We start from the raw sequence: 15,177 nt of genomic DNA on the forward strand, positions 1-15,177 counted from the left end.
ACAAAACCTCCCTCTTTAACCGCTGTTTAAACAAAAAAAGAGCTAATTTTCACATTAGCTCTTTTTAATTAATAAATTGTAACTTGATAACGATTTGAACGATCCGTTGCTTCCGGTTTTTCTCCAATCTTGCCAACCGGCACGATGACACTCGTCTGAAAGGCAGGATCAATCCCCAGCTCCTTCTGCAATTCGCTGTCATCATTTAATCTAGCTGCGCCGCCCATTACATAAACTGAGCCAAGATCTAAGTCTGTCGCCTCAAGCATAATGTTCTCTGCACCACAGGATGCATACCGCTCGCCAAACATGCTGTCTTTTTTAGTATTAATTATAAATAATACTGGGGCATGATAACACGCATTATCGGTCTTCGTCTCAATCTTGTCGCGCAATGCTTCATCTTTAACAACCACCAAGCTCATTACATCTGTCTGATGCATTCCACAAGGAGTCGTTTGAAAAGCAGCAATTAGACTCTTAATCTCATCGTCTATTCACTGCTAAAGTTTCTAACAGCTCTCCGATTTGTAAAAATTGAATTAACCATATATGCCTCCGTTTTTACTTTACATGCCTATTTTAGCATTCAAGATTTTATTGACAACGTTTTCATGAATAATTATGATGGTGGTAAAAAGTATAGATTTTTATGAGGTGAATACATAATGAATTTAGCAGCAATTGATATTGGTGGTACAACGATTAAACTCGCAACTTGGAAAGATGGCAAATTACAAAATAACCATGCAGTTGATACTCCTAAGGATTTAAATGGCTTTTATGATGTTTTAACAGCAGAAATTAATAAAATCAAACAAGATACTAAAATCGAAGGAGTAGCTATCTCCTCACCCGGTGCCGTTGATCAAAAGACTGGAATCATTGGTGGCTCATCTGCCTTGCCTTACATCCATAATTTTAAGATTGTTGACGAATTAGAAAAAAGATTTGAATTACCTGTATCTATCGAAAATGATGCTAACTCTGCTGCCTTAGGTGAATTAGCTGCTGGTGCTGGAAAAGGTTGCAATTCAATGGCCTTTTTTGTTATCGGTACCGGAATTGGTGGAGCCTTAATTATTAATCAAAAAGTTTGGCACGGGGCTCATCTTTTTGGCGGTGAATTTGGCTACATGCTAATGGGAACACATACTTTAAGCGAACTTGCTTCTCCGGTTACAATGGCTAACCATTATAATGAAAGAACCGGTAAAAATCTTGATGGTAAAACCGTTTTTGCCTTAGCTGATCAAGATGATCCCGTTGCAAGCGATGTCCGCTCTACTCTAATTCATTCCCTGGCAGTTGCCATCTACAATATTCAACACAGCTTTGATCCTGAAAAAATAGTTCTAGGTGGTGGCATTTCTAACAACCCTGAGTTAATTCCTCTCCTAAACAAAGAAATTGATCAAATTGAAGCAAATTCAGACTTACATACCTTAAAGCCTGTCATTGCCCTCTGTTCACTAAAAAGCGATGCCAACTTGCGTGGAGCAGTTGCTAATTTCGAGCAAAAGCATCAAAATTAATCAAACTATAATTGTTATTTTATCTAAAATAATCTTTCTACAAGCCTATATAAATGGGCTTTTTTCTTTATGTAAAGTAAAAGTATAGATTTTTAACTAATTAGATCTTTATTTTCATTATTAATCTGATATACTTATTTATGTAGATAAATGAAAGTGCTTACAGAGGAAGAGAGGAAATAGATGACTGAAAAGCGCAAATTGCCATCCACCTTTTTCTGGGGTAACTCAGTTTCAAGTATGCAAACTGAAGGTGCTTGGAATGAAGATGGCAAAGGTCTCTCCGTTTATGATGTTCGCCCTGCTACTGACAAAACAACTGATTGGCATGTAGCAATTGATGAATATCATAGATACGATGAAGACCTCGACTTAATGAAAGATATGCACCTGAACATGTATCGAATTCAAATTTCATGGTCACGTGTATGTCCTGATGGCGACGGCGACTTCAACGAAAAAGGTATCGACTTTTATGATCGTTTAATCAATGCGATGCTTAAACGTGGCATTGAACCAATGATTTGTCTTTACCATTTCGACATGCCACTGAATTTAGCTAAGAAATACAATGGCTTTATGTCACCGCATGTAGTTGACGCGTTCGTTCGCTTTGGTAAAAAGATGATTGATCACTTCGGTGACCGGGTAAAGTATTGGATCGTTTTCAATGAACATAACCTTTACTTCCAAGATGAAGTTTTCAATATTTCAGGTTATGAACATGGTGAAAAGAGCTTAGATGATATGTACACCATCTTCCACCATACGATGATGTGTCACATTCAATTAGCTAATTACATCCACGAAAATTATTCTGATGTAAAAATTGGCGGTATGCTTGCCTACCAACAAATTTATCCAGCTACCAGCAAACCTAAAGATATTTGGTCTGCCAAACAAGTTCAAGAATTTTTAAACTTCAATATTTATGATGCTGATACTGGTCGTGGTTACTCACCAGAAGTAATGCAATATGCCAAGAACCATCACATCAACATGGATATCACTGATGAAGACAAAGAAATTATGAAAAAAGCTAAAGCTGACTTCCTTGCCTTTTCATATTACTCATCATGGGTATTATCAAGTGACAAAATTCCTGCCGGTGAGGCTCCTAACCGCTACCTTAACCAAGGCGGCGTAGAAGCCAAATACGTAAAAACTAACGATTGGGGCTGGGCAATCGATCCACTTGGCTTCAGAAATGCAATCACTACCATGTATAACTACTACCGTATTCCTATTTTCCCTATTGAAAATGGGATTGGTCTTAAAGAAACATGGGATGGCAAGAATATGATCGAAGATGATGAGAGAATTGCATATCATCGCGATCACATTAAAGCCATGAAGGATGCCATTTTTGATGATGGTGCTAAGGTTCTTGGCTATCTCGGCTGGGGCTTAATCGATATTCCAAGCTCTCATGCTGATATGGAAAAGCGCTACGGTGCTATTTACGTCAACAGATCAAACCACGATTTAAAAGATTTAAAACGTGTGCCTAAGAAATCATTCTATTGGTTTCAAAAGGTACTTAAAGATAATGGAGATGAATTATAATGACTGATCAAAAACAATCTGGGTTCAGTAATTTTGTGAACAGCAAAATTCTGCCACCCATTATGAAATTTGTTAATACTAAAGCTATTGTTGCTTTACAGAATGGTATGATCTATACTTTGCCATTCATTATTGTTGGTTCTATTTTCTTAATTTTATCCAACATCCCTATTCCAGCAGTGGCTAATGCAATTAATGCTTCTGGTTGGGGGCAATTTTCAATCAAGCCTACACCACAACTTTTAACGTTATGGCACTTTGGGGCTCAATTGGTATTGCTTATATTTATGTTAAAAATGAAGGCTATGAACCATTAGCTGGTGGGCTTACTGCATGTGCTTCCTTCTTAATGCTCCAAACTTTAGCAATCGACAGCCCATTAAAAGCCGCTTTAACTTCCGGTATCAATAACGGTCAAATGAGCGGCAAGGTGGTTGCTGAAAATATTGATAAGTTACCTCATGCTTTACAAACATTTTTGGAAGCTCCTGTAACTGGTGTTATCAACATCAATTGGCTTGGTGGTGACGGTATGATCGCTGCCATTATCGTAGGTTTGATTGTTGGTTGGGCTTACTCAGCAATGATGAAAGCTGGTTGGACTATTAAGCTTCCTAAGCAAGTTCCACCTGCAGTATCTAACCAATTTACTGCTATGATTCCAGCTGGTGTAATCTTAATTGTTACTATGCTTATCTTCGGTGCATTTAATAACTTTGCACACACTGACTTCTTACAATGGGTATACAAAACCATTCAATCACCATTACAAGGTGTATCAGATTCATTTGGTGGTGCAGTTGTTATCGCTTTCTTAGTGCCATTCTTCTGGTTCTTCGGTGTTCACGGTGGTTTGATTGTTGGTTCCATTGCTGGTTCACTTCTTCAAGCAAACTCATTTGACAACGCTCAATTATACAGAGCCGGCAAATTAACTATTGCCAACGGTGCTCACGTTGTTACTAACGAATTCTACAACAACTTTATTAACTTAACCGGTTCTGGTATTACTATCGGTTTAGTTATCTTCATCTTAATTGCTGCTAAATCAGCACAAATGAAATCATTAGGTAAATTGGAATTAGTACCTGGTATCTTCAACATTAACGAACCATTCCTCTTCGGTATGCCTATCGTTATGAACCCATTCCTTGCAATTCCATTCTTCTTAACTCCAATTGTCGTAGCTATCTCTACTTACTGCGTAATCAGATTTGGTATTGTTCCACCATTAAATGGTATGGCTGCACCTTGGACTACGCCAGCTGTTATTTCCGGATTCCTAATCGGAGGTTGGAAGATGGCCATTTGGCAAGCATGTACTCTAGTAATTTCTACTTTGATCTATTGGCCATTTGCTAAGAAGTATGACAATATCTTACTTAAACGTGAACAAGCAAACGAAACTAAATAATAAAAGAGGTATTTAAAATTGAATAATGAAGAAAAAATTGTAAATGAATTTGATCGTGACGGTCATCATTATAAAATTGGCGTCAAAGCCGATGGTCAAGTATCTGTATACTTAGATGATGAAACCAAAGCTCATCATGGATATCACTTCCCTGGTGTTATCCAAATCCCTAAAGGAATTGAAATCGATGGTCAAATGGTTTTACGACTCCCTATTGACTGTGATGATGCAATTGATCAAGGTATTAAAGATTTGAAATAATTCATAAAAAGAGACGTTGTTAGGCTATAAAAATAGTAAAATAATGTCTCTTTTTTACTAAAGTATAGACTTTGCTATATAATAAAAATATAAATCTAATATAGAAATAGAATGGAAAAACATGGCAAAGGCAAAATATCTAGAAGTAGCAAATGAATTAAGAAAAAGAATTAAACAAGGCATCTACAATAAGCAAGAGCCTCTTCCCGATCAAGAGACATTTGCTCAAGAATTTAATGTCAGTCGCTTAACTGTCAAAAAAGCATTTGATGGTCTTGAACGACAGGGTCTGGTTTATAAACAATCCGGACTTGGCACCTTCGTTACTGGAGAAATTCCAATTAAGGAAAAAGTTGATGCTCCAGCTAACGCATTCATTGGTTTAAGAAATCAAATGGGTAAAGATGCCATTAAGAGTCAAATTATTCATTTCTCTGTAGAGTTTCCTGATGAACAAATGCAAAGAAATCTTGAAATCAAAAAAACAGAACCGATTTATAATATTGTTCGTTTAAGACTTTATAATGATAAACCACTTACCCTTGAGCATACTTACATGCCGGTTAAATTAATTCCTGATCTTGATGAAAACATTTTGCATAAATCAATTTATGATTACATCCATAAGAATCTTAATTTAAAATTTGGACACGCTTATCGTAAGATTCGTGCTAATAAAGCAGACGAATATGATCAAAAATATTTAAATGCCAAAAAAGATGATCCTATTCTTGAATTAGAACAGATTATTTGGCTTACTAATGGTCAACCTGTCGAATATTCTGTCAGCAAGAATCGTTACGATACCCGTGATTATGTATTGTTAGATAATAATCGTTTTTAGAGGTAATATATGTCATTTACAAAAGAATTTACTTGGGGCGGCGCTACTGCTGCCAACCAATATGAAGGTGGATATGATGAAGGCGGTAAAGGATTAAATGCCGTTGACGTTTTAACTAATGGTTCAGCAACTGAACCACGTAAGGTTACTTGGAAAAAGCCAAATGGCGAAACAGGTGCTACTCCCCTAGTTTGGGGCAAAGACTTCAAACTGCCTGAAGGTGCTGTTCCAACTATTTTAGACGGTTACTACTACCCTAGCCACCAAGGAACGGACTTTTATCACCACTATCAAGAAGATATTAAATTAATGGCCGACATGGGCTTTGATGTTTTCAGGCTATCAATGAACTGGTCCAGAATTTTGCCAAATGGTGATGACGAACAACCTAATGAAGACGGATTAGCCTTTTACGATAAAGTATTTGATGAATGTGCTAAGTATGGCATTGAACCACTGGTAACTTTATCCCACTATGAGACACCTCTTTCTTTAATTACCCGCTACGGTGGCTGGAAAGATCGCCATTTAATCGATGCTTTCGTTCACTACTCTGATATCGTGATGAAGCACTACAAAGGCAAAGTTAGATATTGGCTTACTTTTAACGAAATCAACGCCATGGACATGGCTCCTTATATGGGTGGCGGTTTAATCGATGGTAGCGAACAAAATCGTGCTCAAGGTGCTCACAATCAATTCTTAGCTAGCGCTAAGGTAGTTAAATTAGCCCATGAAATTGACCCCAACAACCGTGTTGGCCAAATGCTAGCTTATTCTGCCTACTACCCTTACACTTGTGATCCTGCTGATCAACTTAAAGTGATGGAAGCCAAGCAAGAGATGCTCTTCTACAGTGATGTTCAAACTGGCGGCCGCTACCCTAACTATCGTCTTAAGAAATATGAACGTGATGGGATTAAGCTTAATGATACACCAGAAGATTATGAATTAATCGCTAAATATCCAGCAGATTTCTTAAGTTTTTCTTGCTATACTTCAAACGTTTTAACCACTCATGAAGCTGATGCTAAAGCTAACGGTAATGTTTCTGCTGGTGGTGTAGTTAACCCATATCTTGAGAGTAATGCTTGGGGCTGGGCAACTGATCCAGATGTTTTACGAATCGGCCTAAATGAGCTCTGGGATCGTTACCACAAGCCTCTATGGGTAGTAGAAAATGGTTTAGGTTCTGCTGACACCCTTGAAAAAGATGGATCAATTCATGATAACTATCGTATTGATTACTTACGAGACCAGATCAAATCAATGCGGGATGCTGTCACAATTGATGGTGTCGATTTGATGGGATACACTACCTGGTCAGCAATCGATCTTGTCTCAAATGGGACTGGTGAGATGAAGAAACGTTATGGTTTTGTCTATGTTGATCGTGATGACCGTGGCAATGGCTCACTCAAGCGTTATCCTAAAGATTCATTCTACTGGTATAAAAAAGTTATCACCTCAAATGGTGAGGATTTAGACTAAAACTTTTATTTATAAGTAGAGCCTAGCTAAAAAGTGCTAGACTCTATTTTTCTAAAAAGATATGATGAAAGCATAAGTAATATAGATGAGAGAAGGAAAAGTATGATTACAATTACTAAACAATTCAACTTCAAGGCTAAGGACTTCTTTGATTACCTTGAAGAACAATTAATTCCTGCTATTAAAAAAGCTCGTGGTAATGACATGCCGGTAACGCTTGCTAAAGGTACTAAATACGAGGTGGATGGTGCCCAAGTAGAATTAACCGATTACGAAAGAAACAAGGTCTATGGGGCTCATTTTAAGACAGATCGAATGGAATTAGTGATTAAATATGTCACTGAGGATAACGATCAAGGCGTAAAAATCACCTTTTCTGAAGACATGCTTAGCTTTGACCGCGAGAAACACGGCAAACTCCAAACTATGTTTTACAATTTCCAATTAAAGATGGGCGCAAAGAAAGAATTAAGACGAATGGGTGACAATGTTTTAGCTAATATTGCAGCTTAAAATCGCCATCTCAGCAGCAAAAAGACCATAACTACTTCTAATTGTGTTGTAGTTATGGTCTTTCTTCGTCTCATTTCTTGCCTAATAATTATATTTAAGCACAAATCAGGCAAAAATTATCGAAAAAAATAACTCCCGCATTCGCAGGAGTTATTTTCATTTTCAGCGATTACTTATCTTCTTTTTTAAGAGAGCCAGATTCATACAGCTTTTCGTAAAGATCAACCATTTCTCCAGCTAAATCTCTAAAAGTGATAGCATTCATCAAGTGATCTTGAGAGTGAACTACCAACAAAGTTACATGCATGTGGTCGCCTTGCGCTTCTTTAGTTAACATGCCAGTTTGTGAATTGTGAGCTTCAAGAAGTGATTTGTCACTTTCCTTCAACTTTTCACGAGCACCTGCAATATCGCCTTTTTTAGCCAAGCGAATTGCTTCAAAGGCTAAACTCTTTGCATTACCACCATTGGCAATTAAACCCATAGCAGCCATTAAAGTTTCTTGTTCTTTTTGTTCTGGAGTTTTCTTTTCTTCTGCCATAAAATCTGTCTCACTTTCCTTAGCTATTTTAGCTAATTAATTATTCACCTTTGATCAATTTTTCAGCTTGTGCCAAAACGTTAGCACCATTCATCATGCCGTAATCTTGCATATTAATTACGTCTAAAGGAATGTCCTTACCGTCTTTACCCTTACCTTTAACCTTGTTTTCGAAGTCACCCTTCATGTAACTTACTTGAGGCCCAAGAAGTACACAATCGATTTCTTGTTGTGCCATCTTGTCATCAGCTTCTGATGCTGGGCAAGCAAAGATTTCTGCATCAATACCTTGTTCCTTAGCAGCAGCTTGCATCTTAGTTACTAAGAGTGAAGTACTCATACCAGCACTACAATTTAACATGATAGTTTGTTCAGCCATAATAAATTTCCTCCTGAAATTTTTATTTTATAGTTTAATTAGCTTTTATTGATCTATACCAATTATTATAAAACGCTTTCATTGATTTGTAAACAAAAAATTATACATGCACGGCTTAGTCTTACCATGCTTATATAATCATCTCAAGCAAAAGATATATACTTTTATCTCCTGACAGCCAATATTATATACCCTTTGTAAGCATTTTCAAATACATATCCTCAGCATGTTAAGCAAAGTCCTTTGCATACGTATGCTTTAACATAAAAAATAAATTATTTTTTAGCAAACGCTTTCAATTAATAAATGAATACTGTTAGAATGTATATGTAATTTATTCCTTTACAATAGAAAGGAGGCAGAATCTTGAGTCGCTATCAAGACATTGCCAATGATATAGAAAAAGATATTATTGACCTGAATTGTCAAATTAAGTGCAACAGTTAGGCTATGAAGAAATATATTGCTTGAAGAGTTCCTCTGCTGTGTGATATTGGAGGATTCGGCGATATTTGTGGTTAATGGCATCAGTTGCCTGTTGAACATAAGCTTTTGACTTGTCTTTCATGCTCTTGCCCTTAGGGAAGAATTGACGCAAAAGACCATTGCAGTTCTCATTGGTGCCCCTTTCCCATGGAGAATATGGGTGAGCAAAGTAAATCTGGCAGCCCTTGATCTTGGTCATATCCGCAAACTCAGAGCCATTGTCAAACGTGATTGATTTAAACCAGGCAGGATGTCTGTCAATCTCCTTTTGAAGCAGTCTTTGACAAGTACTGGCCCGATAGTCAGGAATTTTGATAACAACCTCAAAACGAGTGGTTCTTTCAGTCAGTGTCATTAAGGCAGGTTGATTTTTACGTCTGACACCTTTAACCAAATCGCCTTCCCAGTGCAGGGGAACTTTTCTGTTTTCAACTTCTTTAGGCCGCTGTTCAATCGAATTGCCAAGATTCTTTTTATGCGGAGCATGGCCACCATGACTATGATGGCGTTTGTTTCTGCGTCTTTTAAGCTTCATTGGCAGGTCGATATTGCTTATATCCAGCAATCCTTGATCAATATAACGATAGACAGTGGGCGTGCTAGGACATGGATAATTTGGCATAATCCTGTGAAATTCACCGACAAATTCATCGATGCTGGTGGCATCAAATTTGGCTTTAAAGCGTCTGCTTAGCATTCTGAAAAAGACGGCATAGTGTTGCAGTGGATTACGCTTATAGCAGTTTCTGCGGCGCTTTTCATGATAAATTTGTGCAGTATCAGCGTAATAGTGCTCATACAAGACATAGCTGCTGTCTCTTTGCAGGACGCTTCCGCGTTTGATTTCGCGACTGATTGTCGATTTATGACAGCCAACTTCTTGAGCGATGACAGTACGGGAAGTTATGCCAGAATCCAGCATTGCCTGAATCTGACCACGTTGTACGCTAGTTAATTGATGATATTGTTTAGAAATGCTAGAATTTGAATTGGTCATGAAGATCTTCCTTTCTTGATTTTTCGTCACTTCAAGTTTAGGTCTTCATGGCCTTTTTGTTTAACACTTAGTGTTGCACTTCAATTTTAAATCCGGGAAGATATTATTGAGAAAAAATATACAAGAAAACTACCTGAACAATTTGAACTGGCCCAAAAATATCAAACTAGTCGGGTCACAATCGTTCACGCCTTAAAGATTTTACAAAATAAAAAATTAATACGGACTGTCAAGGGACATGGGACCTTTATTACAAGCAAGTCTATTCCCGACATTTTTCTTAATTCTGATGTCAATGAGCATACCGGCTTTACTCGTCATGTCAATAATGCTCTCGCAATAACCAGTAATGTGATTGCCTTTAACATTCGCAAACCTAGTATTAGTGAACGAAAAGCTCTTTGTTTAGAAAAAGATGACGAAGTTTACGATATTATTAGACAACGAATTTTAAATAAAAAGCCAGCTAAATTAGAATATACCGTTATGCCAGTTAGCCGCATCCCCGGTATCACCCTAGATATTTTGCACAAGTCAATCTACTCTTATATTCAAAATGATCTTGGGCTTAAGATCGGCCGAGCAGATCGCATTATTACAGCTGAAAAATCTGATGCATATGATATGAAGTATCTTGAATGTAAAAATGATGATCCTGTTTTATGTATTCAGCAAAAGGCATTCCTTGAAGACGGACGACCTTTTGAAATTTCTGAGTCACGTAATCGCTATGACCGTGGTGATTTAACAGTTAATGGCAAATAAGTGTTACTTGATTAAAAAAATCAATTATGGCAAAATGGCTCTCGTAAGCGTTTCCAATTACATACAAGAAAGTGAGGAAAAATTTAATGTATTCAGCAAAAATGCCTAAAAACTTTTTATGGGGTGGTGCAGTTGCTGCCCACCAACTTGAAGGTGCTTGGAAAGAAGGAGGAAAAGGTACTTCTGTTGCTGATGTAATGACCGTTGGTTCAGCTACTAGGCCACGTGAAATTACTGACGGTGTTCTTGAAGGCAAGAATTATCCTAATCACTCAGCCATTGATTTTTATCATCACTACAAAGAAGACATTAAATTAATGGCTGAAATGGGCTTCAAGGCTTTTAGAACTTCAATTGCCTGGACAAGAATCTTTCCTAATGGTGATGAAGCCGAACCTAACGAGGAAGGTTTAAAGTTCTATGACGATTTATTTGATACTTGTCATGAATACGGCATTGAACCCGTTATTACCCTCTCCCACTTTGAAATGCCTTTTAATTTAGCTAAAAACTATGGTGGTTTTACCAACCGAAAAGTAATCGATTTCTTCGTTCGTTTTGCAGAAGTTTGCTTCAAACGCTACAAGAATAAAGTTAAGTACTGGATGACCTTTAACGAAATTGATAATCAGTCTGCATTCAATAATGATTTCTTGATGGCTACTAACTCAGGCATTTTGTTCAAAGATGGCATGACTGACAGAGATAAAGAAGCCGCCATGTATCAAGCAGGTCACTATGAATTGGTTGCTTCAGCCTTAGCTGTTAAGATTGGTCACAAGATTAATCCTGATTTCCAAATCGGTTGTATGATTAACTACTCACCTGTACGTCCGCTCACTCCATCAAGTGATGATGTCCTTTTAGCTGATAAATGGTAGCAACGCCGTGACTGGTTCTCAGATGTACATGTTTTTGGTGAATATCCAAATGCAGTTGAAGCCTACATTGAACGAAATGGCTATCGTCCTGATATAACTGATGAAGATAAAATTGTCCTAAAGGAAGGCACCGTTGACTACGTTGGCTTCTCCTACTATCAGACTACTACCGTTTCTAGCGAAAAAGTTAAACCTGATGAATTAACTGATTTGGCTAAAGCTGTTGCTAAGAATCCAACCTTAAAGCGTAGCGATTGGGGCTGGGAAATTGACCCAGAAGGCTTAAGAATTGCATTAAATCAATTGCAAGACCGTTATCACAAACCATTATTCATCGTTGAAAATGGTCTTGGAGCTTACGATAAAGTTGAAACTGATGGGTCAATTCACGATGACTACAGAATTGACTACTTAAGAAACCATATTTCAGAAATGGAAAAGGCAGTTGAACTCGATGGAGTTAACTTAATGGGCTACTTACCATGGGGCTGTATTGACCTTGTTTCTGCAGGTACTGGTCAAATGGATAAGCGCTACGGCTTTATCTACGTTGATAAAAACGATGCTGGTGAAGGTACATTGGCTCGTTCACGTAAGGACTCATTCTTCTGGTACAAGAAAGTTATCGAATCTAACGGTCAAGACTTAGATTAATTAAACTATTAATAGCAAAAAACTGATATTCAGACTTTAATCATTGAATATCAGTTTTTTATTTTATAAATATTTACTGCCTTCTTTAATACTCAATTTAGCTAAATGCTCTCGATGCAGTTCAATGAAGTTACGCACCCAATCTGGATTGGTCTTAGAGTAATCACGCAAAGCCCAGCCAATTGCCTTATTGATAAAAAACTCCTGACTATCAAGATTATTTTCAATAATTTTTTGTAATAACGCGGTGTTCATTTTCTTTTTACGCAATAATTGATGCTCAATCGCGACCCTTCTTACCCAGAAATCTGGATCTTGCGACCACTTGAGCATTAGATCGTCTACTCGATTATCCGTTAAGCCAACATAGCCATAAATTTTGATTAATGAGTCAATCGTATCCCACCATTGCTTTGTTCTAACAAAACGCTCAATTTTAGCTAAATCATCAAAAACAATATACTTTTTCATTGCCAATAAATAATCACAGGCAAAATATTGCAATTCGCGTTGTTCTTCATCCCATGCCTGGTCTAGCAACTTCCAGTCAACTTCTTTTTTCTTCTTTTCATCTTTCAAAAAATTATGAGAAATCGCCCTACGTTCTGGTGTTTGTAGGCCATAGAATAGAAATTGATTTCGCATGTAACCAACAAGATGATTGGCCTTTTCTTCATTTGCCCGAGCGCTAAATTCTTTTTTTAATGTTTCAATATTCATTTTTTTATTTTAGCACAAAAAGAGGTCTCCAAATTCTAGAGACGCTTATCGTAAAAATAATCATCTTCCCGATCATTTCAACTAAAATCTTGGTAGAATAAAAGTATCTATATTAAGAAAGGCATAAACAATGAAACAAATTTATTTTAACCATGATGGTAATATCGATGATTTAGTATCTTATCTGCTCTTACTACAAGCACCAGATATCAAACTTTTAGGCGTTGGTGCAATTGATGCAGACGGCTACATTGATCCTAGTGTTGAAGCATGTCGCAAAATGACCGATCTTTTTAACTTACGTGGTGATGATTTGACTATTGCTCGTTCCAACTCACGTGCAGTCAACCAATTTCCTCACGAGTGGCGGATGGCAACTTATTCATTTAATTATCTTCCCATGCTCAATGAAAGTGGCAAGATTGATACGCAACAGGCAAAGCTTCCTGCTCATTTAGACATGGTCGAAAAAATTAAAGAAGCAGACGAGCCTATCGCTTTAGTTATGACAGGTCCGTTAACTGACCTAGCTCGCGCTTTAGATGTCGATCCCGACATTGAGAAAAACATTGAAAAACTTTATTGGATGGGTGGTTCTCTTGATGGGCACGGCAACGTTGCTATGGTTAACGCTGACGGTAGTCAAGAATGGAACTCGTTTTGGGATCCATACGCAGTTAAACGCGTATTTGAATCAAATATTCCAATTCAGATGGTCGGATTAGAAAGTACGGAAGAATTACCACTTAACGATGAGTTGCGCCAGCACTGGGCAAGTTTACGCAAATATCCTGCAATGGACTTGATAGGACAAGGCTATAGTCTAATCGTATCTATACCATCAGCCGAACTCTACCTTTGGGATGTGCTAACTACAATCAGCGCACTATATCCAGAAGTTGTTGAAACCGAAACGGCTAAAGCAAGAGTCATCACTGATGGGTTAAGTGCAGGAAGCTTTGTACGGGATCCTAAAGGAAGAGAAGTAACCCTTGTTACTAAAGCCAATAAGGATCTCTTCTTCCAAAAGATGGATGAAATTTTAGAAAGAAAATAACAAAAAAGAGGCTCACGCCTCTTTTTTATATTGCCTTAATTGACTTTTTGTAAAGAATTACCGCAATCCAAACTGAAATGAATGATGGCAGTATCACAACTACAAACAAATTTGGATCTAAAAAATTACCTACTCTGATGAAGTTTGTAATTGAAGTAATATGTTTTATGTTACTAAATATCGCTTGATAAACTGTAACATATATTAACGACCACTGAATATAATATTCTACCAAAGTGAGTGTAGTTGTCGAAAACTTAAAAATTTTGCTAGCCAGTCGCATCCCCCAATAAACAAAAACACCTGAAAGTACAACAAATGCTGCTAACAGCAAAAACAAGTTTCCCAAATTAACATGGTCCCATTGACTCATGATCAAATACGCAATTACCATGAAAATTAAGAAATTAATTGTTGAACAACACAGCTGAATGACAAATAAAATTGCAGCCTTTAAGAATTCAAACTTGTGCTCTGATCTGAATAACAAAAATACTACTAGAATAATTACAGCAATGATGAAATATGTAGTAACGTGCACAGTTATCTCCTACTTTGCCTGTTTTAAGGCTTCGCTTGTAGCCTCTTTAACCCCATTGGAAGTAAATGTTGCACCAGTAACAGCGTCGATATCAGCAGATTGTTTATCCAAAATTTCCTGCTTTAATGTTTTTTCTGCTTTTTGACCATACTGCGGCGTTTCCGTAGATAAATCTAAATCTACAGTTGAAATTTTATTATCAGCTACAGTTAATGTCACACCTACAAAGCCTGCCATGCCGCGTGCACTGGCACTATATGTTCCTTCTTTTAACATCCTTTTTCCTCTTTTTTATAAAACAAAAAATACTGCTATATAATAAATATAACAGTATTCCTAAAAAAAGCCACAAAGAGAGACCGTAAAATAGTTTGTGTAAGGATGAATATTTCCTTAATTTTATTTCCCTGAATATTAGAAAAAGGAATCCTTTTCCCGTATGATTGATTTGAACGAAAAACATACTAGAAAAGAGATTCCTTCATGAATGATTTTACCAAAGATATGGCTAATGCTCTATTCAATCAGGATA

General features: G+C 37.1%; 14 protein-coding genes and 3 pseudogenes. 10 read left to right on the plus strand and 7 right to left on the minus strand.

What is annotated here, in order from left to right; translation table 11 throughout:
- Window positions 1–68 precede the first annotated feature (68 nt).
- Window positions 69–550 (minus strand): annotated as a pseudogene (locus CP352_RS05585) (nitroreductase family protein).
- A gap of 118 nt (window positions 551–668) precedes the next feature.
- Here CP352_RS05585 and CP352_RS05590 point away from each other — a divergent pair.
- From CP352_RS05590 to CP352_RS05620, 7 genes and pseudogenes are all read left to right on the plus strand, one after another.
- Window positions 669–1,535, plus strand: coding sequence for an ROK family protein (locus CP352_RS05590; protein ID WP_089143405.1), 867 nt, complete (start codon window positions 669–671; stop codon window positions 1,533–1,535).
- Window positions 1,536–1,718: 183 nt separating this feature from the next.
- Window positions 1,719–3,101 carry a glycoside hydrolase family 1 protein gene (locus CP352_RS05595; RefSeq protein ID WP_089143404.1) on the plus strand — a complete coding sequence of 461 codons (1,383 nt, stop codon included), beginning with the start codon at window positions 1,719–1,721 and terminating at the stop codon, window positions 3,099–3,101.
- Window positions 3,101–4,515 (plus strand): annotated as a pseudogene (locus CP352_RS05600) (PTS sugar transporter subunit IIC). Before CP352_RS05595 ends, CP352_RS05600 begins: the two are co-directional and overlap by 1 nt.
- Before the next feature lie 18 nt (window positions 4,516–4,533).
- Entirely contained in the window at window positions 4,534–4,776 is a 243-nt protein-coding gene (locus tag CP352_RS05605) for a hypothetical protein (RefSeq protein ID WP_013437702.1), read from the plus strand.
- A 121-nt stretch (window positions 4,777–4,897) separates the two neighbouring features.
- Window positions 4,898–5,620 (plus strand): GntR family transcriptional regulator, encoded by a 723-nt coding sequence (locus CP352_RS05610; protein WP_057726970.1) that lies wholly within the window; start codon window positions 4,898–4,900, stop codon window positions 5,618–5,620.
- Window positions 5,621–5,629: 9 nt separating this feature from the next.
- Window positions 5,630–7,111, plus strand: coding sequence for a glycoside hydrolase family 1 protein (locus tag CP352_RS05615; RefSeq protein WP_089143403.1), 1,482 nt, complete (start codon window positions 5,630–5,632; stop codon window positions 7,109–7,111).
- A 102-nt stretch (window positions 7,112–7,213) separates the two neighbouring features.
- A complete protein-coding gene (locus CP352_RS05620; RefSeq protein WP_005721311.1) occupies window positions 7,214–7,624 on the plus strand; it encodes a DUF3284 domain-containing protein in 411 nt (136 codons plus the stop codon).
- 169 nt (window positions 7,625–7,793) lie between these two features.
- On the opposite strand, the gene CP352_RS05625 is transcribed toward CP352_RS05620, so the two are convergent.
- From CP352_RS05625 to CP352_RS05635, 3 genes are all read right to left on the minus strand, one after another.
- Window positions 7,794–8,165 carry a PTS lactose/cellobiose transporter subunit IIA gene (locus CP352_RS05625; protein WP_005728116.1) on the minus strand — a complete coding sequence of 124 codons (372 nt, stop codon included), beginning with the start codon at window positions 8,163–8,165 and terminating at the stop codon, window positions 7,794–7,796.
- Between the two features lie 40 nt (window positions 8,166–8,205).
- Window positions 8,206–8,544 carry a PTS sugar transporter subunit IIB gene (locus CP352_RS05630; RefSeq protein WP_005718920.1) on the minus strand — a complete coding sequence of 113 codons (339 nt, stop codon included), beginning with the start codon at window positions 8,542–8,544 and terminating at the stop codon, window positions 8,206–8,208.
- A 448-nt stretch (window positions 8,545–8,992) separates the two neighbouring features.
- A complete protein-coding gene (locus CP352_RS05635; RefSeq protein ID WP_098034886.1) occupies window positions 8,993–10,027 on the minus strand; it encodes an IS30 family transposase in 1,035 nt (344 codons plus the stop codon).
- A gap of 90 nt (window positions 10,028–10,117) precedes the next feature.
- Between CP352_RS05635 and CP352_RS05640 the strand changes: the two genes are divergently transcribed.
- Together CP352_RS05640 and CP352_RS05645 are read left to right on the plus strand one after the other, a co-directional pair.
- On the plus strand, window positions 10,118–10,792 hold the full coding sequence (locus tag CP352_RS05640; protein ID WP_089145223.1) for a GntR family transcriptional regulator: 675 nt from the start codon (window positions 10,118–10,120) through the stop codon (window positions 10,790–10,792).
- Window positions 10,793–10,878: 86 nt separating this feature from the next.
- Window positions 10,879–12,327: pseudogene (locus CP352_RS05645) on the plus strand (6-phospho-beta-glucosidase).
- 63 nt (window positions 12,328–12,390) lie between these two features.
- On the opposite strand, the gene CP352_RS05650 reads toward CP352_RS05645, so the two are convergent.
- On the minus strand, window positions 12,391–13,047 hold the full coding sequence (locus CP352_RS05650) for a DNA alkylation repair protein (protein WP_023488392.1): 657 nt from the start codon (window positions 13,045–13,047) through the stop codon (window positions 12,391–12,393).
- 130 nt (window positions 13,048–13,177) lie between these two features.
- On the opposite strand from CP352_RS05650, the gene CP352_RS05655 reads away from it, so the two are divergent.
- Window positions 13,178–14,104 (plus strand): nucleoside hydrolase, encoded by a 927-nt coding sequence (locus CP352_RS05655; RefSeq protein WP_005728111.1) that lies wholly within the window; start codon window positions 13,178–13,180, stop codon window positions 14,102–14,104.
- Window positions 14,105–14,129: 25 nt separating this feature from the next.
- Here the strand turns inward: CP352_RS05655 and CP352_RS05660 are convergent, their stop codons facing one another.
- Both CP352_RS05660 and CP352_RS05665 read right to left on the minus strand, forming a co-directional pair.
- Window positions 14,130–14,645 (minus strand): hypothetical protein, encoded by a 516-nt coding sequence (locus tag CP352_RS05660; RefSeq protein ID WP_013086193.1) that lies wholly within the window; start codon window positions 14,643–14,645, stop codon window positions 14,130–14,132.
- A gap of 9 nt (window positions 14,646–14,654) precedes the next feature.
- A complete protein-coding gene (locus CP352_RS05665; protein WP_061204626.1) occupies window positions 14,655–14,921 on the minus strand; it encodes an FMN-binding protein in 267 nt (88 codons plus the stop codon).
- Between the last annotated feature and the right edge of the window lie 256 nt (window positions 14,922–15,177).

It is taken from the genome of Lactobacillus sp. UMNPBX1 (assembly GCF_002554085.1).
Classification (GTDB): Bacteria; Bacillota; Bacilli; order Lactobacillales; family Lactobacillaceae; genus Lactobacillus; species Lactobacillus crispatus.